Origin of the sequence: Kitasatospora sp. NPDC101801 (assembly GCF_044766665.1) — a bacterium.
Lineage (GTDB): Bacteria > Actinomycetota > Actinomycetes > Streptomycetales > Streptomycetaceae > Kitasatospora.
Window position 1 is genome coordinate 75,506 of the sequence record NZ_JBIWML010000028.1, and the last position, 23,039, is coordinate 98,544.

Here is a 23,039-nt window from a genome sequence, read left to right on the forward strand (position 1 = left end):
CTCGCCTCACGCCTTGACCACCGCCTGCTTCACCAGGGTGCGGCCGAAGTCCCACATCAGCCCGCTGCCCCGGTGCGCGTCGTCCATCACCTCGGTGAAGGCGTCGACGAACCGGTCCACGTCCTGCTCGGTGAGGACCAGCGGCGGGATCAGCTTGATCACCTCCAGGTGGTCGCCGGAGACCTGGGTCAGGATGCGGTGCCGCTGGAGCAGCGGCACCACCACCATCTGGGCGAACAGGCCCTTGCGGGCAGCCTGGAGGGCGGTCCAGCCGGTGCGCAGCTTGAGCGACTTCGGCCGGCCGAACTCGATGCCGATCATCAGGCCGCGCCCGCGCACCTCGGCCAGCAACTCGTACTTCTCCACCAGCCCGGCCAGCCGGGACCGGAACAACTCCCCCACCCGGTGCGCGTTCTCGACCACCTTCTCCTCGCGCAGCACGTGCAGCGTGGCCAGCCCGGCCGCCATCGCCTGGGCGTTGGAGCCGAAGCTGGCGGAGTGCACCAGCACCCGGTCCATCGAGGAGTACACCTTCTCGAAGATCCAGCCCTTGCCGAGGGTGGCCCCGACCGGGACGTACCCGCCGGAGAGCGCCTTCGCCGCGCAGACCAGGTCGGGCCGGACGCCCTCCTCCTGCTGGTAGGCGAAGAACGAACCGGTCCGGCCGATACCGGTCTGCACCTCGTCGCAGATCAGCAGCGCCTTGTGCTCGTGCAGCAGTTGCTGCGCGGCCAGCAGCCAGCCCGGCGGCGGGGCGTGCACGCCCTTGCCCTGGATCGGCTCCACGATCAGGGCCGCCACGTCGCCCTTCCGCAGCTCCCTGGCCAGCGCACCGAGGTCACCGAGCGGGACCGCGGTGTCCGGCAGCAGCGGGTCGAAGCCCTTCCGGAAGCCGTTCTCGCCGTTCACCGAGAGCGCGCCGGTGGTCAGGCCGTGGAAGGCGTGGTCGCAGTACAGCACCCGCTTGCGCCCGGTGGCGTACCGGGCGAACTTCAGCGCCGTCTCGACCGCCTCGGTGCCGCTGTTGCCGAAGAACACCCGGTCCAACCCCGGTGCGTACGAGAGCAGTTGCTCGGCCAGCAGGCCGGGCAACGGGGCGCAGTCGAACCGGGTCAGGTCCGGCAGCCCGAGATCCAGCACCTGGTGCAGGGCGTCCCGGACCACCGGGTGGTGCCGCCCCAGCGCGAAGATGCCGAACCCGGCCAGCATGTCCAGGTAGTCGTTGCCCTCGGCGTCGAAGAAGTGGGCCCCCTCCGCCCGCTCGTAGAACTTGTCGAACCCGATGGTGTGCAGCATCCGGGCCAGCTGCGGGTTCAGGTACTTGGCCTGCAACTCGTAGCGCTCGGCGCCGCGTTCGGCGAGCAGTGCGGAGAGGTCGAGACGGTCAGCCGGCATGGTGCTGGTTCGCTCCTCGGGTCGGTAGCAGGTGCTTGGCGAAGACGGCGGTCTGGGCGGCCACACCGGTGCCGGTGAGGCCGATCTCCTCCATGAGCTCTCCCCGGCCGGCGTGGTCGAGGAACTCCTGCGGGATGCCGAGATCGCGCAGCGGCACGTCCACTCCGGCGTCCCGCATCGCCTGGGCGATCGCCGAACCGACGCCGCCGGCCCGGCCGTTGTCCTCGACGGTTACCACCAGGCGGTGGGCGGCGGCCAGTTCGGGCAGGGCGGGGTCGACCGGCTTGACCCAGCGCGGGTCGACCACGGTGCAGCTGAAGCCCTCGGCGAGCAGCAGGGCGGCGGCGTCCAGGCAGGCGGGGGCCATCGCGCCGACCGCGACCAGCAGGATCTCCGGGATCGGACCGGTCCGCTGCAGCACGTCCACGCCGCCGATCCGCTCCAGCGCGGGGACGACGGGGCCCAGGTCGCCCTTGGGGAACCGGACCACGGTCGGCGCATCGGCGACCTCCACCGCCTCCCGGAGCTGGGCGCGGAGCTGGTCGGCGTCGCGCGGGGCGGCCAGCCGCAGACCGGGCACCACCTGGAGGATCGACATGTCCCACATGCCGTTGTGCGAGGCGCCGTCGTTGCCGGTGACGCCCGCGCGGTCGAGCACGAAGGTGACGCCCAGCCGGTGCAGCGCGACGTCCATCAGGACCTGGTCGAAGGCCCGGTTCAGGAAGGTCGCGTAGACCGCCACCACCGGGTGCAGCCCGCCGGTGGCCAGGCCGGCCGCGCTGGCCACCGCGTGCTGCTCGGCGATGCCGACGTCGAAGGTCCGCTCGGGGTAGGCGGCGGCGAACTCGGCGAGCCCGACCGGCTGGAGCATCGCGGCGGTGATCGCCACCAGGTCGGGCCGCTCGGCGCCCAGGGCCCGCAGCTCGCCGCCGAACACCGAGGTCCAGGACACCCCGGCGGAGGGCGAGACCGGCAGGCAGGTGTACGGGTCCATCGCGCCGACCGCATGGAACCGGTCCGCCTCGTCCTGCTCGGCCGGCCGGTAGCCGCGGCCCTTGACGGTCAGGCAGTGCACGATCACCGGGCCGCCGAAGCCCCGGGCCTGCCGGAGCGCCTGTTCCATCGCCCCGAGGTCGTGGCCGTCGATCGGGCCGAGGTACTTGAGGCCGAGGTCCTCGAACATGCCCTGCGGGGTGAACGCGTCCTTGAAGCCCTTCTTCGCCCCGTGCAGCGCGTCGAACAGCGGCTGGCCGACCAGCGGGGTGCGCTGCAGCGCCTCCTTGCCGAGCGCCAGGAAGCGTTCGTAGCCCTGGGTGGTGCGCAGGGTGGCGAGGTGGTGGGCCAGGCCGCCGATGGTTCTCGCGTACGAGCGCTCGTTGTCGTTGACCACGATCACCAGCGGGCGGTCGCTCGCCTCGGCGATGTTGTTCAGCGCCTCCCAGGCCATCCCGCCGGTGAGCGCCCCGTCGCCGATCACCGCGACGGTGTGCCGGCCGGGGGTGCCGAGCAGCTGGTGCGCCTTGGCCAGGCCGTCGGCGTAGCCCAGGGCGGTCGAGGCGTGCGAGTTCTCGATCAGGTCGTGCTCGGACTCGGCGCGGGACGGGTAGCCGGACAGGCCGCCCTGCATCCGCAGCCGGGAGAAGTCCTGACGGCCCGTGAGCAGCTTGTGCACGTAGCTCTGGTGTCCGGTGTCCCAGAGGATCCGGTCGTACGGGGAGTCGAAGACCCGGTGCAGCGCGATGGTCAGCTCGACCACCCCGAGGTTGGGGCCGAGGTGGCCACCGGTCCGGGTCACCGCGTCCACCAGGAACTCGCGGATCTCGTCGGCCAGCTGCCCGAGCTCGGCCGGTGAGAGGCGGCGGAGATCGGCGGGCCCCTGAACGGTGGACAGAAGTGACATGGCTTCACCTCGCGGCTCGGGTCTGGATGATGACGGTCTGTACTCAGCCTGCGGTCATCACCGGTGGCGCGCCTGTTGTGGGGCCCGCCGGAGCGGGCCCCACGGGGGTCAGGACCTGCTGCCGAGGGTCTCCTTGGCGGCCCGGATGGTCTCCTTGAGCGAGCCCATGGTGGCCAGTACGGCGGTTGGTTCGTACCCGCAGTGTGCCATGCAGTTCTCGCAGCGCGGGTCCTTGCCGCGGCCGTACTTGGCCCAGTCGGTCTTCTCGATCAGCTCCCGGTAGGTCGGCACGTAGCCGTCCGACATCAGGTAGCAGGGGCGCTGCCAGCCGAACAGCGAGTAGTTCGGGATGCCCCAGGCGGTGCACTCGAAGTCCACCTTGCCCTCCAGGAAGTCCAGGAAGAGCGGGCTGTGGTTGAGGCGCCAGCGGCGCCGGTTGCCACCCGCAAAGGTCTTCCGGAACAGCTCCCTGGTCTGCTCGACGCCGAGGAAGTGCTCCTGGTCGGGGGCCTTCTCGTAGGCGAACGCCGGAGAGATCATCATCTCGTCGACGTGCAGCTCGTCGTTCAGGTAGTCGAGCACCTCGATGATGGTCTGCGGGGTGTCGGTGTTGAAGAAGGTCGAGTTGGTGGTGACCCGGAAGCCCTGCCGCTTGGCCTCCTTGATCGCCGCCACCGCCTCGTCGAAGGTGCCCTCCTTGGCCACCGAGGCGTCGTGCCGCTCGCGCAGCCCGTCGATGTGCACGGTGAAGGTGAGGTACGGCGAGGGGGTGAACTTCTCCAGCTTCTTGCGCAGCAGCAGCGCGTTGGTGCAGAGGAAGACGTACTTGCGGCGCGCCACCAGTTGGCGGACGATCTCGTCGATCTGCGGGTGCATCAGCGGTTCGCCGCCCGCGATCGACACCATCGGGGCACCGGACTCCAGGACCGCGCCGACCGCCTGGGCGACCGGCATCCGCTGCTTGAGCACCCCGGCCGGGTGCTGGATCTTCCCGCAGCCCTCGCAGGCGAGGTTGCAGGCGAACAGCGGCTCGAGCTCCACGATCAGCGGGAACTTGTCCCGCCGCTTGATCAGTTTCTGCTGCATGAGATAGGTGCTGACCCGCACGGTCTGGCGCAGCGGCATTGCCATGACTAGCTCGCCTCCTGAGGGAGCGTCGAGGACTGTGGAGCATGGATCGGGTCGGTGACGGCCTGTCGGTACCAGGCGGTGAGCGCCGGGACGGCGTCCCGCAGGGTGCGCCAGGCGTGCAGTCCGGCCGGCAGGGTGCCGGGGCGGAGCAGTTCGCGGGTGGGGGTGTCGACCACCACCCGCAGCACGGCGGTGGGGAGGGCGGGCCGCAGCCTGGTCCGGGCCGCCAGGACGGCGGCCGCCTCCATGTCGACGGCCAGCGCACCGGTGGCGTACAGGGCGCGGCGCTCCGCACCCCGCACCACGCGGTCGGCGGTGTGGTGCGGGCCGATGTGGACGGTCAGGCCCCGGGCGACCAGTTCGGCGGCCATCGCCTCGGCCGAGGTCAGCGGCCACTCCTCGCCCTCGCCGCTGCGGACGGCGTCGGCCACGATGACGTCGCCGGGCTGGACGCCCGGCCCCACCGCGGCACCGAAGCCGGCCACCACCAGCGCCCCGTAGCCGTCCCGGGAGAGCAGGTTGCAGACCACCCGCCGGGCCCTGACCCGCCCGACCCCGGTCCGGACCAGCACGGGGGGCGCAGCCCAGTCGCCCCCGCGCAGTGCCCAGACCTCGGGGCCGAGCGCGCAGACCACCAGCAGGGGAGCGGCCGCGCCTGCGGCGAGCTCGGGGGTACGGAAAGAGAATTCGCCTGCGGCGGGCTTCCGGGGGTCGACAGCGGCCCTGCCTTCGGCGGGCTGCTCCGACGCGGCCGGCCCTTCGGCCACGGGGTGTTCCGATGAGCCGGAACGCGACCCGCCCGCGCCGGGCTGCGGCCCCTGGCCGTGCGGAGCTGCGGTCACTTGCGGCCTCCGGTCAGCGGGCTGCCGTGCAGGTAGCGGCCGAGGGCGGTGACCGGGAAGACCAGGCGGTACAGGTGGTAGTTGATCGAGAAGTCCCACGGGAAGCCCGTCCCGGTGAACTGCGGCTCGTCCCAGCTGCCGCTGGGCAGCTGGGTGCGGCAGAGCCACCGCACGCCGCGCTCGACCGCCTCGCCGCCCGCCCCGTCCGGGCCCTCGCCCGCCGCCAGCAGGGCCATCAGGGCCCAGGCGGTCTGCGAGGCGGTGGAGTCGCCACGCCCGGACCACCGCTCCGGGTCCTCGTACGAGCGCATGTCCTCGCCCCAGCCGCCGTCCGGGTTCTGCCGGTCCTCCAGCCAGCTGACGGCGCGTCGGATCGCCGGGTGCCCGGTCGGCAGGCCGGCGGCGACCAGGGCGGGCAGCACCGAACCGGTGCCGTAGATGTAGTTGGTGCCCCAGCGGCCGAACCAGGAGCCGTCCGCCTCCTGGTTCTTCAGCAGCCAGTCGACCCCGCGCCTGGTCCGCCGGTCGCCGGCCCGGCCGGTCTCCGCCAGCATCTCCACCACGTGCGCGGTGACGTCGGCGGACGGCGGGTCGACCACCTCGCCGAAGTCGCAGAACGGCAGCTTGTTCGGCAGCGTGCTGGTGTTGTCGACGTCGAAGGCGCCCCAGGCGCCGTTCTTGGACTGCATGCCGAGGTTCCACTCGACGCCGCGCTCGACCGCGCCCGCGAGCTTCTCCCGGTCCGGGTGGTCGACCCGCTGGAGCGCGAGCACCACCTCGGCGGTGTCGTCGATGTCGGGGTAGTTGTCGTTCTCGAACTCGAACGCCCAGCCGCCGGGCGCCAGCCGGGGGCGCTGGACGGCCCAGTCGCCGGGGCGGGTGATCTCCTCGGCGAGCATCCAGTCCACCGCCGAGACCAGCGCGGGGTGGTCGGCGGGCAGGCCCGCGTCGCGCAGCGCGATGGTGGCCAGGCAGGTGTCCCAGACCGGGGACTGACAGGCCTCCAGCCAGCGGGCGCCGTCCTCGGTGTGCACGGTGAAGCGGTCGAAGGCGGCCAGCCCGGCCCGCATCACCGGGTGGTCGAGGTCGTAGCCGAGCAGGTGCAGGGCGATCAGCGAGTAGACCGCGGGGGGCTGGATGCCGCCCCAGCAGCCGTCCGCCTCCTGGCGTTCGACGATCCACCGGCCGGCCTGGGCGAGCGCCACCCGGCGGAGCGGTTTGACCGCGTGCCGGTGGTAGGCGTGCAGGGCCAGGTCGAGCCGCTCGAAGACACCGTCCCAGCCGTTCAGCGGCGGCAGCGGGCGGGCCGGGTACGGGTCCGCCGGGTCGGTGTGCAGCTCGTCCAGGTCGAACGGTGCCGGGCGGACCGGGCGGTGGGCCGAGACCACGGTGAGCGGGACGATGGTCTGCCGGGCCCAGCAGCCGAAGGCGTAGATGTTCAGCGGCACCCAGCGCGGCAGGAAGATGATCTCCGGTGGCATCTCCGGGAGCCGGTCCCAGGGCCACCAGCCGAACAGCGCCAGCCAGATCCTGGTGAACACCCGGCTGGCCGCGATGCCGCCCGCCGCCCGGACGTGCCGGGCCGCCGCCTGCATGTGCGGGGCGGCCGGGTCGTCGCCCGCGAGCTTGAGCGCGACGTACGCCTCGACCGTGGTGGAGAGCTCGGCGGGGCCGCCGTAGAAGGTGGACCAGGTGCCGTCCTCGCGCTGCTGCGAGCGGATCCAGACGGCGGTGGCCTCGGTGTGCTCGGCCGTCCTGATGCCGAGGAACTGACGCAGTAACAAGTCCTCGGCGTCCATGGTGACGTTGGTCTCCAGGTCGCCCTTCCACCAGCCGTCCGGGCTCTGGCGTGACAACAGCTCGGCGGTGGCGCGGGCCAGCGCCTCCGCCGCAGTGGGATCGTCGGACGGTACTACCGCCACCGGTCCGTCGGGTTCCCACCGTCTCGACCCGAGCGGCACCGCTGCCGCCTGGGCCACCGTCACCTGACGGCCGTTCAGCCGTTCGGGCACCGGCGGGCGTTCGCCCACCGCGGCCGGCTCGGGATCGTACTCAGGGTCGAGCCGGCCGTCCGCGGTTGCTGTCACCTCAACGTCACCTCTCTCGTACCACCACGAATTCGGCGAGTGCGACGAAGCGCTGACGCACCTCGTCGGCCATCGGCACCTCGTCCAGAGCGGCGAGGGCGGTCTTGTGCTGGCGGCGGGCCTCGTCCTGGGTCCAGGACCGGCCGCCGGCCTGCTCGATCAGGGCGGCGCGGGCGGCGAGCTGCTGCTCACTCTCCTCGCCCCGCCCGGCCGGGTCGGCCAGCTCGGCGGCCAGCCGACGGGAGGCCGGGCCGCCCTCGGCCAGCGCGGCGGCCACCGGCAGCGACTTCTTGCGCTGCCGCAGGTCGCCCCAGTGCGGCTTGCCGGTCACCTCGGTGGCGCCCCAGATGCCGAGCAGGTCGTCGACGGCCTGGAAGGCCAGGCCGAGGTGGTGGCCGTAGCGCTGGAGCGCGTCGGAGGTGCGGTCGTCCGCCCCGGCCAGCACCGCGCCGATCGCGGCGGCGGCGGCCAGCAGGGCACCGGTCTTGCCGCCCTCCATCTCCAGGCACTCCTCGACCGTGACCAGGTCGCGGTGCTCGAACGAGAGGTCCTGGGCCTGACCGTCGATCAGCTTGCGGGTCGCGGTGGTGATCAACCGGACGGCGCGGGCCGCGTCGACGGCGGAGGCGCCACCGGTCAGCCCGGCGTCGAGCAGCACCTCGGTGCCCAGGGCGGCCAGGCCGTCGCCGACCAGGATCGCCTGGGCCGGGCCGAAGACCGTCCAGGCCGTGGCCCGGTGCCGGCGGGTCTCGTCACCGTCCATCAGATCATCATGGAGGAGCGAGAAGTTGTGCACCAGTTCTACCGAGACCCCGCCGGGCACCCCCACCGAGGCGGGCGCGCCGACCGCCTCGGCCGACAGCAGTGCCAGGGCCGGACGGACGGCCTTACCGCCGTCCCCCGCCGTCGGCGTGCCGTCCCGGTCGATCCAGCCGAAGTGGTACGCGGCCACCGTGTCCATCGGCGCGGCCAGCCGGGCCACCGCCGCCCGGAGCGGCGGGGTGCAGAGCGTCCGGCCGCGGGCCAGCAGCTCCGGCACCGAGAGCGCCTCCGGCACAGGTGCCTCCTGGACGGAGGCGGCGGCTCCGGTGCGATGCTCCACGTACGTTCCCTCTCCGTGCTGGGGTGATGAGGCCGCGGCGGGCGGCCCGTCTGATGCGCTGTCGGTTCTGGCGGGGGCCGAGGTCATCGGGGCCACCGTCCGTCGCCCCGGTCCACCGGGCGGCGGCCGGCCCCGAGGGCGGCGTCGGCGGCCGCGTGGCCGCTGCGCACGGCGCTCTCCATGGTCGCGGGCCAGCCGGTGGCGGTCCACGAACCGGCCAGCAGCAGGCCGGGCAGGTTCGTCCGGGCGGCCGGGCGGAGCGGGGCGGTGCCGGGGGCGGGCGCGAAGGTCGCGGTCCGCTCCCGGGTGACGAAGAAGTCCAGCACCTCGGCGCCCCGGGCGGCCGGCAGCAGCCGCTCCAGCTCGGGCAGGTAACGCGCCCTCAGCTCGGCCACCGGCAGCTCGATCTCGTCCTGCACGGCGGACTGCGACAGCGCCAGGTACTGCGCGCCGGGCACGGCCAGGCCCGAGTGCGCGGTGCGGTCGAAGACCCACTGCACCGGCGAGCCGAGCGCGGCGAAGAACGGCCGGCGCAGCAGCTTGCGGTCGTAGACCACGTGCACGTTCAGGATCGGCGCGTGGCCGAGCTCGGCCAGCCGCTCCTGCCGGTCGATCGCCCCGGCCGGCAGCAGCGCGGCGGCGGACTCCTGGGCCCCGGCCAGCACCACGGTGTCGGCGGTCAGCAGCTCGTCGCCGTCCAGCCGGACGGCGTGCTGCTCGGCGCTCTTCAGCTCCACCGCGCGGGCCCGCAACAGCACCCGCACCCCGGCCCGCTCCAACTCGGCGCGGGCCGCGTCGTGGTGGATCGCGCCGAGCGGGACGTTGGCCATCCCGATGTCGGAGGCGCCGGGCTCGGAGAGCAGGCCGGTCTTGAAGACCATCGCGGCCAGCGCCAGCGAGGTCTGGTCGGCGGTGGCGTTCAGGGTGGCCACCCCGACCAGGTCCCACATCGCGGCCAGGGTGGCCGCGTTCTGACCCTGCCGGCGCAGCCAGTCGCCGAACGAGATCTCGTCCAGCGCCGGGTCGTCCAGGTCCAGCAGCTTGAGCGCCAGCGCGGCCCGGACCACCCGGAGCCGGTCGACGGCGGACAGGTGCGGGTAGGTCGCCAGGCTGCCGGCCAGGTGCAGCGGGACGGGCAGCCCGGCCCGGCGGAGCCGGCCCAGGGTGCGCCGGCCGTCGGCCGAGACGCCCAGCACCGGGACGTCCAGCCGGGGTTGCAGATCCACCAGACGGCCCGCGCCCAACCGGTCGATCAGACCCCGGTACGCGGTGCAGCAGCGGAGGAAGACGTGCTGGCCGTTGTCGACCGTCAGCTCCCCGCGCTTGAACGAGAAGGCCAGCCCGCCGAGCCGGGGGCGGGACTCCACCAGGGTGACCCGGTGGTCCGCCTCGGCCAGCCGCAGCGCGGCCGTGATCCCGGCCAGGCCGCCGCCGACCACCACCGCGGTGGGGCGCTTCGAGTCGTGCCGTACCGTCATCTGCCCCTCCCCCTGATGTGATGGTCCGTGCGGTCACCGGGGAACGGCGAACCGGCGCCCGGTGATTCCGTGCTGACACAGCGTGACATAAACGCCGAGAGAATCAAGAACGCCCTCCGGCGAGCCCGGAGAGAGCCACGTACGCCTTCTCCCAGCCCGGCAGCGAGACCCGGCCCTGCAGCACCGACTCCGGCTCGGCCGCGATCCGGCCGAGCAGCCGGTGGTAGATCCCGGCCATCGCGGCGGTGCAGGCGCGGCTCCGGCGGTCCAGCAGCGGCAGCAGCCGCAGGCCGTCCGCGAACGCCTCCTGGGCGCGCGCGGCCTGGAAGGCGACCAGCCCGGAGAAGTCCGCCCCGACCGGCGGCCGGTCCAGTGCGAACCCCTGTTCGCAGCCGAATCGCACCAGGTCCTCGGTGGGGAGGTAGACCCGGCCGTTCAACGCGTCCTCGCGCAGGTCGCGCAGGATGTTGGTGAGCTGCAGGGCCAGCCCGAGGGTGTCCGCGTACTCGGCGCCGAGTTTCGGGTTCTCGCAGCCGTACACCCCGAGCGAGAGCCGGCCGATGGATCCGGCCACGCAGCGGCAGTAGACCTTGAGGTCCTCGAAGGTCCGGTACTCGACCTCCTTGAGGTCCATCTCGACGCCGTCGATCAGCTCGTCGAAACCGCCCAGGTCGATCGGGAAACGCCGGGCGGTGTCCGCCAGCGCGACCTTGATCGGGTCGGTGTCCTCCTCACTGACCGTGCCGAGCCGGACCTCGTCCAGCAGCTCGCGGGTCTGCCGGAGCAGCTCGCCCTTCCGGTCGGCGGACAGCTCGCCGTCGCCGATGTCGTCCACCCGGCGGGCCAGGGCGTAGAGCGCGGACATGCCGAGCCGCTTGGGCTCGGGCAGCAGCCGGATGCCGTAGCTGAAGTTCCGGGCCTGCAGGGCGGTGACCGCCTCGCAGTACCGGTAGGCCGCCATGACCGGGGCCGAGGCCAGTGGTGATGCCGCCACGCGGGCGTTCACCTTCCCTTCGCGAAGATTGCCGCCGCCTTCACCGCGAGGCGGCGCTTGTCCGGCTTCGCCTGCACGGCGAGCACGTCGTACCCGGCGGCCTCGATGGCCGACAGGGCCGCGTACCCGCCCGCGGTGAATCCCGCGAGCAGCAGACGGAGCCTTCCCCGAACCGTACCCACCAGCGGGGCACCGTGGTCGAGCAGGGTGCGTGCCCGGTCCGCCTCGAAGGCGATCAGCTTCCGGACCCGGGCGTCGGCGCTGGGCGCGGCCAGGTCGGCCTCGGTCACGCCGAAGCGCTCCAGGTCCTCGACCGGGAGGTAGATCCGGCCCCGGGCCAGGTCCTCGGCCACGTCCTGGAGGTGCTCGACGATCTGCAGCGCGGTGCAGACCGCGTCCGAGTAGGCGATCCGCTCCGGGGTGCCGTAGCCGGCCACCGCCAGCACCAGCCGGCCGACCGGGTCGGCGGAGAGCGTGCAGTAACCGAGCAGGTCCTGGTAGGTCGGGTAGCGGGTGGCGGTCTGGTCCACCCGGTTGGCCTCGATCAGCCGGCGGAACGGCTCCGGGGTGACCGGGTGACGATCGATCAGCGGGACCAGGGCCCGCATCAGCGGGTGCCGGGGGCTGTCGGCCTTCGGGTCCAGCGCGGCGCCGAAGGCCCGGTCGAGGTCCTCCTCCAGACCGTCCAGCAGCGCGAGCCGGAAGCCCTGGTCCGCCGGAGCGCCGGTCACCCCCAGCAGCGCGGCCACCTGCTCCGGCTCGGCCAGGTCACCGTCCCCGGCGTCGTCCACCAACCGGGCGAACCCGTAGATCGCCATCAGATCGGCCCGCCAGGCCGCCGGCAGGAACCCGGGGGCGACCGGGAAGTTCTCCAGGTCCGCCTTGCCGAGCGTGCCACCGTCCGTCGGACTGTCAGATTGCCTTGAAGTCACCACTGCCGTCACTCCCCCGTTCTACACCGCACTCGGGCACCCGGCCCACCCGGACACGGCCAAGGGGCCGGTTCCGGGTTCGCCCCGGGCACCGGCCCCCGCCGTTCGGCCCACCACTTCGTAGCCTCAGTGGTTGAACTTCTCGTACTCCTTCATGACGTCGTCGGTCGAGCCGTCCATCACCAGCTCGCCCTTCTCGATCCAGATGGTGCGCTCGCAGGTGTCCCGGATCGAGTTGTTGTTGTGGCTGACCAGGAAGACCGTGCCGGCCTCCTTGCGCAGCTCACGGATCCGGTCCTCGGAGCGGCGCTGGAACTTCTGGTCGCCGGTGGCCAGGGCCTCGTCGATCAGCAGCACGTCGTGGGTCTTGGCCGCCGCAATCGAGAACCGCAGGCGGGCGGCCATGCCCGAGGAGTAGGTGCGCATCGGGAGCGAGATGAAGTCGCCCTTCTCGTTGATCCCCGAGAAGTCCACGATGTCCTGGTAGCGGCTCTTCACCTCGGCCGGGGACATGCCCATCGCCAGGCAGCCCAGGATGACGTTGCGGTCACCGGTCAGGTCGTTCATCAGCGCGGCGTTCACGCCGAGCAGCGAGGGCTGGCCGTTGGTGTAGATGGCGCCGCGCTCGGTCGGCAGCAGACCGGCGATGGCCGCCAGCATGGTCGACTTGCCGGAGCCGTTCGAGCCGATCAGGCCGACCGCCTCGCCCCGGTACGAGGTGAAGCTGATCCCCCGGACGGCGTGCACCTCGCGGATCGCGGGCGAGCGCTTCTTGGAGATGATCCGGCTGAGCGCCGAGGTGGCGCTGCCTTTCCCCGAGCCGGCCCCGTGCACCTTGTAGACGATGTGCACGTCGTCCACGACCACGGTGGGGACGCGGGCGTCCTGGGCGTTCGTCATGGCGGCCTCTCGGGTCTCGGTGGTAGCGGTGTCAGCCACGGCCGTACTCCTCCTCTGCCTTCCAGAAGAAGATGAAGCCGGCCACACCGGCGACCAGGGCCCAGGCCAGCGCGATCAGCCAGACGTGGTCCGGCAGCGCGTGCTTGTTGTACTCGTTCGGCATGAAGGCGTACCGGATCAGGTCCATGTAGATCGAGGCCGGGTTCATCCGGAACAGCACCCGGAAAACCGCGGGGAACTTGTCCACCGCGCCCTGCACGCTGTACATCACGCCGGAGGTGTACATCCAGGTGCGCAGCAGGAACGGCATCAACTGGGCCATGTCACTGGTCTTGGCACCGATCCGGGCCATCGCCAGCGCGAGGCCGGTGTTGAAGACGCACTGCAGCAGCAGCGCCGGGACGACCAACAGCCAGGTGATCGTGGGCAGCTGGAAGAACAGCACGATGAAGACGAGCACGACCATCGAGATCAGCAGCTGCTGGAGCTGGATGATCGTGAAGGCGATCGGCAGTGCCGCCCGGGGGAAGTGCAGTGCCCGGATCAGCCCGAGGTTGTCGGAGATCGCCCGGGTGCCGGAGAGCACCGCGCTCTGGCTGAACTGGAAGACGAAGACCCCGATGCACAGCCACGCGATGTAGTCCGGGATGCCCTTGTTGCCCTCCATCATCACGCCGAACACCAGGTAGAACACCACGCAGTTGAGCAGCGGGGTGAGCACCTGCCACACCTGGCCGAGCTTGGCCGTGGTGTACTGCGCGACCAGTCGCGCGGTGGCGAACGCGACGATGAAATGTCGCCTGGCCCACAACTCCCGCACGTACTGGGAGAAGCCGGGCCGCTGGCCGCTCACCGAAAGGCCGTACTTGGCCGCGAGCTGCTTCGGGGTCAGACCCGCGTCAGCGCCGCTGGGTGCGGAAAAGCTGAGCGAGTCACTCACTGTCGACACATTCGTCCTTCACGGGATCGGATGACCAGGCTTCCGCCGAGGGGGAGACGGCGGAGGTCCGGGCTGATCCACCGGGATCACGGGTGGATGTTCCGGTCCGGTGGCGCGGGGGGCCACCGGAAGATTCTGCGATCAGATGATTGGTGGTCGGCCCATCCTGGTCAACCGCCACACCGTACGCCATTGCATCGGCTTGCGCGGACCACACTGTTCGCGCCAGCCGGCCCGGAATCCGCCCAGCCAGGCCTTGAGTGCGGCGCCCGAAGGACGCCGGGCCACGGTGAGCAGGAACCAGACTCCGAGGTAGAGAGGCACCAGGGGGGCCGGAAGGTTCCGTCGGGCCAGCCACACCCGGTTCCGGGCCACGTTGTGGAAGTACGTGGCGTGCCGGGCCGGCGAGGTGGTGGGGTGGAACAGCACCACGTCCGCGCGGTAGTCGATCAGCCAGCCGGCGTCCAGGGCGCGCCAGGCGAGGTCGGTCTCCTCGTGCGCGTAGAAGAACTCCCCGGGCAGCTGGCCGGCCTCGGTGAAGACCTTGCTCCGGACGGCGCTGGCGCCGCCCAGGAAGGTGGTCACCCGGGACGAGCGCAGCGGGTCGCTGGCCCGCAGCCGGGGCACGTGCCGCCGGGCCGTCACCCCGGTCTCCGGGTCGGCGATCCGGAACGAGACGATGCCCAGCCGCGGGTCCTCCTCGAACGCCCGGCGGAGCAGCTCGGCCGAGTCGGTGTTCGGCAGCAGGCCGTCGTCGTCCAGGAAGAGCACCGCGTCGACCTCGCAGCCGTCCTTGCCGAACAGCTCGATGCCGACGTTGCGCCCGCCGGGGATGCCGAGGTTCTCCGGCAGCTCGACGGAGCGGACGTCCGCCGGGAGCACCGGCAGCGGGGCGCCGTTGCCGACCACGGCCAGCTCGACGGCCGGGCCGCGCTGGTTGCGGACCGACTCGATCAGCGCGTTCAGCTCGTCCGGGCGGTTGCCCATCGTGATGATGACGGCACCGAGCCGGAAGCCGTCGCTCATCGCAGCCTGCTGGAGAGCACGATGCTGAGCAGGTGCAGCACGGTCTGCAGCATCGCGATCGCGGCCAGCACCACCACCGCGAGCCGGGTGAAGAACAGCTCGCCCGCGACCGCGTCGGCGATCCCGGCGGCCAGGATCAGCAGCGAGGCCTCCACCGCGCCGACCAGGCGGTGGAACTTCAGGAAGGCGGCGGCCTTGCGGGCCTTGGCCACCCCGGCGGAGCGCGGCACGGCGGCCGCGTCCTCGACGGCGGTCAGGCCGCTGCGGGCCCGGGCCACGTCCACCAGGTCGGTCTCCGACTTGATCAGGATGGCGCCGAGCGCGGCCAGCGTGCCGAGGAAGGCCCACTCCCAGTGCGAGGCGCCGCCCTGACGGTGGAACAGGTCGGTGGCCCGCAGGCCGAGGCCGGTGAGCAGCGCCGCCTCGGACATGTAGTGGCCGACCCGGTCCAGGTAGACCCCGGTCAGCGAGGTCTGCCGGCGCCAGCGCGCCACCTCGCCGTCGACGCAGTCGAGGAGCAGGTAGACCTGGATCAGGACCGCGCCGAGGATCGCACCGGCGAGGCCGGGGATCACCAGCGCGGCACCGGCGAGGATGCCGGTGAACATCATCAGGTAGGTCAGGCCGTTGGGCGTGATCGCCGTGACGGTGGAGAGCACCCGGGTGATCCGCAGCGAGATCTTCCGCATGTAGAGGCGCCCGGCCCAGTGCTCCGCGCTACGGCGCTGGAGCATGCCCTCGGGGTGGATGACGGCGCGCAGCTCCTCGATCGAGGGGCGGCGGGTCAGGTCGACCTCGGGGCGGTCAGCTGTTGACGGCTTGGACATAGTCGGCGTACGAGTCCCTGATGTCAGAGGGGGGGAGGTCCAGGTGTTCCAGGATGGTGAACCGTCCCGGACGGGTGTTCGGAGCGTAGTGCACCGCCTCGGTGAACTCCTCCTCGGTGAAGCCGATCTGATCTGCGGTCACCGGCAGCCCGTGGAACCGGAGTCGGTCCACGATCAGTCCGGTGAGCTCGCGCTCGCCCCGCAGGAAACTGGCGAAGGCCGCGCCGAGGCCGACCTGTTCGCCATGCTGGGCCGATCGCTTGGGGAAGAGCACGTCCAGGGCGTGCGAGATCTCGTGACAGGCACCCGAGGAAGGACGGGTGCTGCCAGCGATGTTCATCGCGATGCCGGACAGTACCAGGGCCTCAGCGAGCGTGGTGAGGAGGTCCCGGTCCTCCAGCGACCCGGGGTGCCGGAGCAGGTTCTCCCCCGCCGACCTGGCCATCGCCACGGCCAGTCCGTCGACCGGCTCGCCGGTGACGGAGTGTGAGAGTTCCCAGTCCGCGCAGGCCGAGAGGTTGGAGACCACGTCCCCGATCCCGGCCGCCACGAAGCGCGGCGGCGCCTGCCTGATCACGTCCAGGTCGACCACGATGCCGATCGGGCTGGGCACCCCGTAGGAGCCCCGCCCGGCGTCGTTGTCGAGGATCGAGACCGGCGAGCAGATGCCGTCGTGGGCCAGGTTGGTGGCCACCGCGACCAGCGGCAGTCCGACCCGGGCGGCGGCGTACTTGCCGACGTCGATGATCTTGCCGCCACCGAGCGCGACCATGGCGTCGTAGTGCCCGGCCCGCATCTGCTCGGCCAGCAGCACGGCGCTGTCCAGGCTGCCGTCGGCCACCTCGTACCAGTCGGCGCTGGGCAGCGCCGGCTCCAGCCGCTCGCGCAGCCGGGCCCCGGAGCCGTTGCTGATCGCCACCGCGATCCGGCCGGCGGCCGACAGCCGCTGGTCGGCCAGGATGCCGGCCAGCGCGTCCAGGGCACCCGGGCGGATCTCGACGAAGACCGGCGAGGGCACCAGCCGGGTCAGTACTGGCACGCGATCTCCCGCGCCCTGGCCAGGTCGGCATGGTTGTCGACCTCGACCCAGGAGACCTCGCCGATCGGCTGCACGTCGATCCGCAGCCCCCGGTTCACCATCTCCTGGTAGCCGTCCTCGTAGTACAGCTGCGGGTCGCGCTCGAAGGTGGCCTGCAGGGCGCTGCTCAGGTCGGCGGCGGCCGAGGGGTTGATCACCGTGACGCCGATGTACTCGCCGGTGGCCTCCTCGGGCTCCATCAGCTTGGTGATCCGGCGCATCCCGGTGACCGGGTCGACGATCACCTTCATCTCCTCGTCGGCGAGCTTCTTCACCGTGTCGAGGGCGAGCAGGATGCCGGGGGCACGGCCCTCGGTGAGCAGCCGGTCGTTGCCGTCCAGCATGGTGCGCTGCACCGAGGCCGGGTGCACGGTGTCGCCGTTGGCGAGCAGCAGACCCTCGCCGAACAGGTCCCGGGCGCACCAGAGGGAGTAGGCGTTGTTCCACTCCTCGGCCTTGTCGTTCTCGACCAGGGTGAGCTTGACGCCGTACTTCTGCTCCAGGGCGTCCTTGCGGTCGTACACCGCCTCCTTGCGGTAGCCCACCACGATGGCGGCCTCCCGCAGGCCGACCTCGGCGAAGTTGCCGAGGGTCAGGTCCAGGACGGTCCGCTCCCCGTCCACCGGCACCAGAGCCTTCGGCAGGGTGTCGGTGTACGGGCGCAGCCGGCGGCCGGCGCCGGCTGCCAGAACGAGGCCGATCATGCGGTGTCTCCTGACTCGTCGTGTTCTGCTGTGGCGTGCTGCTGTGACGCCGCCGAAGACCCGGGAACCGGTCGCTCCCGGCGACCGTCCCCAGCGCGAGCACGGCCGCCGCGCAGGCGGCGGGCCGTGTCGTAGTGATGGTAGGCGACGGCGGCGACCAGCCCGAAAGCGGCGGGTGACGGCTCGGGGTCGGTGCTCGCCACGGCGTCGACTCCGGCTTCGGTTCCGGCTCCGGTCGACGCGGTGCGGGGATTTTCAGAAAACGGCGGGAGCGGACCTCAACCGATCGCATGTCGAACAGGCTGTCTGATCATCCGGCCCTTCCAGGTCCTCGTGTGCGTCGCGCCCATTCGGGTAGCAAGCCATACGGCAGACTGGCTTCCGGGCGCCCGCGCGGCGCCCCGGTGGGGCCGGCCCAGCCCTCGCCTTCTCCCCTGGTCCCCGTTTCCGAAAGAGGCCCCATGCCCGAGACCCGACCGACCGGTCAGACCCTGCTCGCCGAGGACGGCGGCGTCGCCTCGACTCCGGCGGCCGCCGGGGAGATCCTGCTGGAGCTCGTCGACGACGAGGGCGTGACCATCGGCACCGCCGAGAAGCTCTCCGCCCACCAGCAGCCGGGCCGGCTGCACCGGGCGTTCTCGGTCTTCCTGTTCGACCGCCAGGGCCGGATGCTGCTCCAGCGCCGCGCCCTGACGAAGTACCACTCCCCCGGGGTCTGGTCCAACACCTGCTGCGGCCACCCGTACCCCGACGAGCAGCCCTTCGTCGCCGCCGCCCGGCGTACCGCCGAGGAGCTGGGCGTCGCCCCCGCGCTGCTCTGCGAGGCCGGCACCGTCCGCTACGACCTGCCCGACGAGGCCAGCGGCCTGATCGAGCGCGAGTGGAACCACCTCTTCGTCGGCCTGGTCACCGGCGACCTGGCCCCCGACCCGGACGAGGTCGACGACACCGTCTTCGTCACGGCGGAGGAGCTACGGGCCCTGGAGGCCGCGAAGCCGACCTCGGTCTGGTTCCGGACGGTCTTCGAGGCCGCCCTCCCTGGCATCCGCGAGATCGCCGGACGCGACTGGTAGTCACCCGCCCCGGGTGCTTCTCGGACTCTTCTCGGGACACTCCGGCCGGGGCCGTTCTCCCCCGCTCTTCCCGGGGCCTAACGCCGGGGGCGCCAGTCGCCCCCGGCGCCCTCGTCCAGGCGCTGCCGGGGCACCGGCAGTGGCAGTGACGCCCAGATCACCTTGCCGCCCTCGCCGGTCCGCTCCACGTCGCACACCCCGCCCGCCTGCAGCGTCACGCTCTTCACCAACAGCAGCCCCCGCCCGCCGAGCTGCCCGAGGTCGCTCTCCAACGCCTTCGGCCGGTACGGATGCCCGTCCTCCACCGAGACCCGGACCCAGCCCTCGTCGATCACCAGCTCGGTGGTCAGCTGTGGGGAGAGCACCGCGGCGTGCGTGACCGCGTTGCTGACCAGCTCGGAGACGATCAGCAGCAGGTCGTCGATCAGTTCCTGGTAGTCCTGACCCGCCATCCCCTGCTCCAGCAGCCGGTCCCGCACCGCATGCCGGGTCTGCGGGACGGAGGCCTCGTGCGCCACCGCCGAGAACCGCCAGATCCCCTGCCCCGGACCCGCACTCGACCCCCTGCTCGGCACCGCCGTCAGCCGTCTCGTCACTGGCTCGGCCGGTCCTCTGGTCTGCTCCACGTCAAGCCGCCCTTCGCACTGGACCACCGAGGCTAGGAGAACGAAAGTCAGCAGCGGCTCAGCGACTGCAACTTGACGCGTCGTGGCGTGTCCCGACCGTTCCCTGCCCGCTCCTGATCGATCCCGCACACCTTCAGGCCAACCCCGGACGGAACATTCACGACCGCGACGGCTCCTCCACACCCACCGGAGGCTCCGTCTCCACCTCTCCCTGCCCCCGCCGTCCCACCTCTGTCCGTTCTGCACCGATCCGTCCCACTCCACCGCCCCACACCCCCACGGCCACCCCGGACCGGGAAGAAACGCAGGTGAGAAGCGCTCCCATGGCCTGGTAGTGTTCTCTCTGTCGCCAAGGGGAACAGCACAAAAGCCCCAAGGCACACACCCTGTCCGGGTGGCGGAATGGCAGACGCGCTAGCTTGAGGTGCTAGTGCCCTTTATCGGGCGTGGGGGTTCAAGTCCCCCCTCGGACACCAGCTCAGACCCCACTTCACGTGGGGTTTTTTGCTTTTCCGGCTGTGGCGTGACCAACCACGTGACCAACAGCCGAGCGATTCCCTTGTCAGACCAGGGAAGACAGCCCCATACGCCGCGCACTGCCAGCGGCCAACTTCACTGCTCCGGCCTTACTGCGCCCCGAAGGCATCCCGCCCGGTGCTGACGCTGGCGGACAAGGTGCGGGCCCGGATCGCCATGCACGGTGGGCAGGCCACCGCCTCACAGATCCTTCCGTACGTGAACGCCACCGCCGCTGCGGTGAAGGCACTGCCCGGGATCACGTTCACTCTCGACCGCTCCAAGGTCGGTCGGCCTGCCACCGTCTACACCCTCACCCAGGCCGACAGTTCTTCTCACTCTCCGCGCAGCCGGCCGCTTGCCCAGCGTGAGGAGAATCGGACCACGACGGTTGTCCGCCTGGACACCTACCGCCCCGCCCCCCTGCGGGCCCCGGAGGTCCCAAAGCACATGAAGCAGCCCAGGACCCCGACGCTTACGCCCGCACCCGTTACGGGTGCTGCCAATCCCTTCTTGAGCCTGATCTAACGAACCGACAACCAGGACCACCCCAACCGCAATTCGGTTGGGGCGGTTCTTAGTTCGTAAGTCCTGTCAGCCGTGCTGAGGAACCGGGTTACCCGGGTGGTTCAGCCACACTGTCTGACCGTCAGCCGTGACGGTCAGCCCGAAGCGGCTGATGCCCGGTTGGCCTTGGCCGGTCCACCAAGCCAAGGCACGTTCGAGGTCCTGCCACAACCTTCGGGGACCCGCCTGGTACACGGTGGCACCGGACTCCTCCGGCCGCCACGCAACACAGGCCCAAGCCTTGTCGCTCAGCCCGTAGAGCCACGCGGTGACGGTTCCGTCATCCTGCTCATGGATCACGTGGGTAACGTCCGGCACCACGAGACCAATCAGGAACCTTTGGAGATCCCACGCCCCGCCCAGGGAATCGGGCGTGAGGGTTGTCCGGTAGCTGGTGTCGGCATCAGCGGGGAACTCCGGCACGTAGGCGGAGTGCCCGGGGAACACGAGCCGGTTGCCCCGGTCCTTCATGAACCCGACCAGCTCCGTGAAGTTGCCCGAAGCGCAACCCCCGTCCCCAACGGTCAGCTTCACCACTGCGTCACGGTGGCTGTAGTGGGTTCCCCACGGGGCCAGGATGATGCCGCCCGGCCGGACCTGCTCAATCCACGCCTGGGAAATCTGCTGAACGCCGTAGGTGGCGATCAGGCGGTCATACGGGCCACGCTTGGGCCAGCCGAGCTGACCGTCACCCGTGATCACCTCCGGCGTCAGCCCCGCCCTGCGAAGGGCCGCCGAAGTCCTCACCGCCACGGCCGAGTCGGCCTCAATGCTGACGACCTGTTGGGAACCGAGCCGGTACGCCAGGAGTCCGGCAGTCCAGCCCGGCCCCGTTCCCGCTTCCAGCACCTTCATTCCGGGCCGGACATCAAGATCCCGCAGCATCGACATGACCACGTTGGGCTGACTGAGACTGCTGGTGGACACCTTTCCCGGACTGGTGCCCTCGTGACGGCCGTCGTCCCACTGGGTCACCAGCGGGATGTTCGAGTTCACGGCCTGCTGCCACGCCTCCGGATCAGTCCGGCGGTCGATGGCCTCCGTGGACTGCGACGCTTCGGTCCACGCCCACACCAACTTGGGCGTGAAGAGCGAGCGAGGAACAGCGTTGAACGACGCCTCCCAATCGGGAGACATGGAACCGTTGTTGAGGAGAAACCGCCCCAGCTCGACGCTGGGGCGGTCCATCCCCTCAGAGAGGGTGTCGGTCACTTGCGGTGGCCTCCATCACCGGGCGGCGGCCCACTGTCCGGCGAAGGGGTCGGCGGCGGCGGGGGCGGTTGGATCGGCGCAGGGTTGCCCCCGTGCCCTCCGTTCTCAGCCATGGATCACTCCTCTGCTGGTCCTGCCCACATCGCTGCGATGTGGGGTGGTGCCTGTCGGACGGCCCCGGCTGGGGGAAATGCCCGGGACCGTCCTACCCACTGCCCACCGACTCGGTATGGCTTCCTGTGGCGGGCAGCGGGGGTAGTGCCCGGCTGCTGGCGAGGGGTTCAAGCTCGAACCAGCAACCGGAGTTCCTGGGAGTCAGCCAGCCTGCAATTCGGCCGGCCGCCGGACCTCCGGGCCTGGGCGATGCAGTGGGCAACCACACGCAGGCCACAAGCTCGAATCCGGGTAGCTGGAACCGTCCGACTCCGACCGCGAGACCTCGATGCGGGTGCCGTCAGGCCGCACGCGATAGACCACCAGCGTGAGCCTGGCCAAGCTGCCGTACGTCCCCATTCGTTCCTCCCAAGGTCTGCGCCGGGTAGCCCCACTGCTCCAGGTCGTCGTAGGCGTACGGCGCGATCTCGTCGTACCAACGGGCCAGGAGCCGCGACTCCGAACCGTCAGCAGAGGAGAGCAGGACCGTCACCATGGCGTGCCCGAGACCCACCACGACCATCGGCACCCGGAGTTCAACACCCTCCCGAAGGTCGGACACCAACGCGCCGATCTCCGGCCGCCACCGGCGGCCCTGCTCGACCGGGACTATCAGCGTCGGAGTGATCTGAAGAACCGTCATGATGCGCTCGCTCTCGGGAGGGTGCCGGACTCGGACCGGTTGATTCGTTCCAGTCACAGCATCGACACACGGCGCTACGATCACCAGGCATAGAGGTCCAACAGCGTCCGACAGCATTGGGGGCCGTCGTGCCAAACCCTCGCGAGCTTGATCCGTCGGAGTCCATGGCGGCTCTCTTCGGCAGTGAGATCCGACGTCTTCGGACAGCGTCCAACATGAGCCAGGACCGCCTTGGTGAAGTACTGGGGTACACAGGCTCGTTGATCGGTCAGATCGAGACTGGACGCCGTACCCCTACGTTGGAGTTCGCGGAGAGACTTGACGGTGCGTTGGAGACGAGTGGTCTCTTCACGCGATTGTGGCCCCACGTGGTCAGGGGGCCGTTCCCGGACTACTTCCAGTCCTATGCAGAGATGGAGCTGAGGGCACGCCGCATCCAGGAGTACGGCGGTCCCTTCATCCCTGGCCTGGCACAGACCGAGGACTACGCACGTCATCTGTTCCGCGCGGCATCGCCCCTGGCGCCCGACGAAGTCATCGATGCCAAGATCGCCACTCGGGTTGGTCGGCAGCAGCTACTAACTGAACCGACACGGCCCATGCTGTGGTGGCTGTTGGACGAGATAGCCCTTCGGCGCCCTGTGGGCGGACATCGCGTCATGGCCGATCAACTAACTAAGCTTGCTGGCCTGATCCGCTCAAGAGCGGCTGTTGTCCAAGTGATTGAGATCAAGCGTGGTGCTCATGCCGTCATGGAGGGCGCAATGACCCTAATGTCGTTTGCGGATGGCAGCCCCGACGTGGCCTACACGGAGGGCTGAACCGCCCCGGGTTCGGTAGAGGCTCGATTTCGTGTAAGGATTCGAGTCATGGCACGTCCCTCTTCCTACCCGCCTGAGCTGCGCCGTCGTGC

21 protein-coding genes, 1 tRNA gene and 1 pseudogene are annotated in these 23,039 nt (G+C 70.9%); 4 read left to right on the forward strand and 19 right to left on the reverse strand.

Features of this window, described 5'->3' with window-relative positions:
- Positions 1-6 precede the first annotated feature (6 nt).
- The 16 genes and pseudogenes from ACIRPK_RS25975 to ACIRPK_RS26050 all read right to left on the reverse strand — a co-directional run.
- Positions 7-1,395, reverse strand: a complete 1,389-nt coding sequence (locus ACIRPK_RS25975) for an aspartate aminotransferase family protein (protein ID WP_403042264.1) — start codon at positions 1,393-1,395, stop codon at positions 7-9.
- Positions 1,385-3,295, reverse strand: a complete 1,911-nt coding sequence (gene dxs, locus ACIRPK_RS25980; protein WP_403042266.1) for a 1-deoxy-D-xylulose-5-phosphate synthase — start codon at positions 3,293-3,295, stop codon at positions 1,385-1,387. Before dxs ends, ACIRPK_RS25975 begins: the two co-directional genes overlap by 11 nt.
- Positions 3,296-3,403: 108 nt before the next feature.
- Complete coding sequence (hpnH, locus tag ACIRPK_RS25985) at positions 3,404-4,426, reverse strand: adenosyl-hopene transferase HpnH (protein ID WP_403042268.1); 1,023 nt, start codon at positions 4,424-4,426, stop codon at positions 3,404-3,406.
- Positions 4,427-4,428: 2 nt separating this feature from the next.
- Positions 4,429-5,193 carry a 1-hydroxy-2-methyl-2-butenyl 4-diphosphate reductase gene (locus ACIRPK_RS25990; protein WP_403042269.1) on the reverse strand — a complete coding sequence of 255 codons (765 nt, stop codon included), beginning with the start codon at positions 5,191-5,193 and terminating at the stop codon, positions 4,429-4,431.
- A 71-nt stretch (positions 5,194-5,264) separates the two neighbouring features.
- Complete coding sequence (gene shc, locus ACIRPK_RS25995; protein ID WP_403042308.1) at positions 5,265-7,190, reverse strand: squalene--hopene cyclase; 1,926 nt, start codon at positions 7,188-7,190, stop codon at positions 5,265-5,267.
- Between the two features lie 172 nt (positions 7,191-7,362).
- Positions 7,363-8,457, reverse strand: a complete 1,095-nt coding sequence (locus ACIRPK_RS26000; RefSeq protein ID WP_403042271.1) for a polyprenyl synthetase family protein — start codon at positions 8,455-8,457, stop codon at positions 7,363-7,365.
- An 83-nt stretch (positions 8,458-8,540) separates the two neighbouring features.
- Positions 8,541-9,935 carry a hydroxysqualene dehydroxylase HpnE gene (hpnE, locus tag ACIRPK_RS26005; protein WP_403042273.1) on the reverse strand — a complete coding sequence of 465 codons (1,395 nt, stop codon included), beginning with the start codon at positions 9,933-9,935 and terminating at the stop codon, positions 8,541-8,543.
- Positions 9,936-10,038: 103 nt separating this feature from the next.
- Positions 10,039-10,896, reverse strand: a complete 858-nt coding sequence (hpnD, locus tag ACIRPK_RS26010; RefSeq protein WP_403042310.1) for a presqualene diphosphate synthase HpnD — start codon at positions 10,894-10,896, stop codon at positions 10,039-10,041.
- Between the two features lie 41 nt (positions 10,897-10,937).
- Positions 10,938-11,864, reverse strand: a complete 927-nt coding sequence (hpnC, locus tag ACIRPK_RS26015; protein ID WP_403042276.1) for a squalene synthase HpnC — start codon at positions 11,862-11,864, stop codon at positions 10,938-10,940.
- Between the two features lie 123 nt (positions 11,865-11,987).
- Positions 11,988-12,761: an ABC transporter ATP-binding protein gene (locus ACIRPK_RS26020; RefSeq protein WP_403042313.1), complete on the reverse strand. Its 774-nt coding sequence runs from the start codon at positions 12,759-12,761 to the stop codon at positions 11,988-11,990.
- Between the two features lie 31 nt (positions 12,762-12,792).
- Positions 12,793-13,710, reverse strand: coding sequence for an ABC transporter permease (locus tag ACIRPK_RS26025; protein ID WP_403042279.1), 918 nt, complete (start codon positions 13,708-13,710; stop codon positions 12,793-12,795).
- A 132-nt stretch (positions 13,711-13,842) separates the two neighbouring features.
- Positions 13,843-14,727: a glycosyltransferase family 2 protein gene (locus ACIRPK_RS26030; RefSeq protein ID WP_403042281.1), complete on the reverse strand. Its 885-nt coding sequence runs from the start codon at positions 14,725-14,727 to the stop codon at positions 13,843-13,845.
- Positions 14,724-15,461 carry a CDP-alcohol phosphatidyltransferase family protein gene (locus tag ACIRPK_RS26035; protein ID WP_403042316.1) on the reverse strand — a complete coding sequence of 246 codons (738 nt, stop codon included), beginning with the start codon at positions 15,459-15,461 and terminating at the stop codon, positions 14,724-14,726. The genes ACIRPK_RS26030 and ACIRPK_RS26035 overlap by 4 nt, the downstream gene beginning before the upstream one ends.
- A gap of 70 nt (positions 15,462-15,531) precedes the next feature.
- The gene (locus tag ACIRPK_RS26040) at positions 15,532-16,593 is read right to left on the reverse strand and encodes an iron-containing alcohol dehydrogenase family protein (protein WP_403042284.1); all 1,062 of its coding nucleotides are present in this window, start codon (positions 16,591-16,593) and stop codon (positions 15,532-15,534) included.
- On the reverse strand, positions 16,581-17,336 hold the full coding sequence (locus tag ACIRPK_RS26045; protein ID WP_403042286.1) for a sugar phosphate nucleotidyltransferase: 756 nt from the start codon (positions 17,334-17,336) through the stop codon (positions 16,581-16,583). Before ACIRPK_RS26045 ends, ACIRPK_RS26040 begins: the two co-directional genes overlap by 13 nt.
- Positions 17,337-17,440: 104 nt before the next feature.
- A pseudogene (locus tag ACIRPK_RS26050) lies at positions 17,441-17,539 on the reverse strand (DUF5941 domain-containing protein); the annotation flags it as partial.
- Between the two features lie 258 nt (positions 17,540-17,797).
- Here ACIRPK_RS26050 and idi point away from each other — a divergent pair.
- Positions 17,798-18,409, forward strand: coding sequence for an isopentenyl-diphosphate Delta-isomerase (gene idi, locus ACIRPK_RS26055; RefSeq protein WP_403042288.1), 612 nt, complete (start codon positions 17,798-17,800; stop codon positions 18,407-18,409).
- 77 nt (positions 18,410-18,486) lie between these two features.
- On the opposite strand, the gene ACIRPK_RS26060 is transcribed toward idi, so the two are convergent.
- Positions 18,487-18,993: an ATP-binding protein gene (locus ACIRPK_RS26060; protein WP_403042319.1), complete on the reverse strand. Its 507-nt coding sequence runs from the start codon at positions 18,991-18,993 to the stop codon at positions 18,487-18,489.
- Between the two features lie 430 nt (positions 18,994-19,423).
- Between ACIRPK_RS26060 and ACIRPK_RS26065 the strand changes: the two genes are divergently transcribed.
- Positions 19,424-19,511 (forward strand) — tRNA-Leu (locus ACIRPK_RS26065).
- A gap of 178 nt (positions 19,512-19,689) precedes the next feature.
- Positions 19,690-20,079, forward strand: a complete 390-nt coding sequence (locus tag ACIRPK_RS26070) for a hypothetical protein (RefSeq protein ID WP_403042290.1) — start codon at positions 19,690-19,692, stop codon at positions 20,077-20,079.
- A gap of 66 nt (positions 20,080-20,145) precedes the next feature.
- Here ACIRPK_RS26070 and ACIRPK_RS26075 read toward each other — a convergent pair whose 3' ends face one another.
- Together ACIRPK_RS26075 and ACIRPK_RS26080 are read right to left on the reverse strand one after the other, a co-directional pair.
- The gene (locus tag ACIRPK_RS26075) at positions 20,146-21,330 is read right to left on the reverse strand and encodes an rRNA adenine N-6-methyltransferase family protein (RefSeq protein WP_403042292.1); all 1,185 of its coding nucleotides are present in this window, start codon (positions 21,328-21,330) and stop codon (positions 20,146-20,148) included.
- A 454-nt stretch (positions 21,331-21,784) separates the two neighbouring features.
- Entirely contained in the window at positions 21,785-22,126 is a 342-nt protein-coding gene (locus tag ACIRPK_RS26080) for a hypothetical protein (protein WP_403042294.1), read from the reverse strand.
- A gap of 164 nt (positions 22,127-22,290) precedes the next feature.
- Between ACIRPK_RS26080 and ACIRPK_RS26085 the strand changes: the two genes are divergently transcribed.
- Positions 22,291-22,947, forward strand: coding sequence for a Scr1 family TA system antitoxin-like transcriptional regulator (locus ACIRPK_RS26085; protein ID WP_403042296.1), 657 nt, complete (start codon positions 22,291-22,293; stop codon positions 22,945-22,947).
- Positions 22,948-23,039 lie beyond the last annotated feature (92 nt).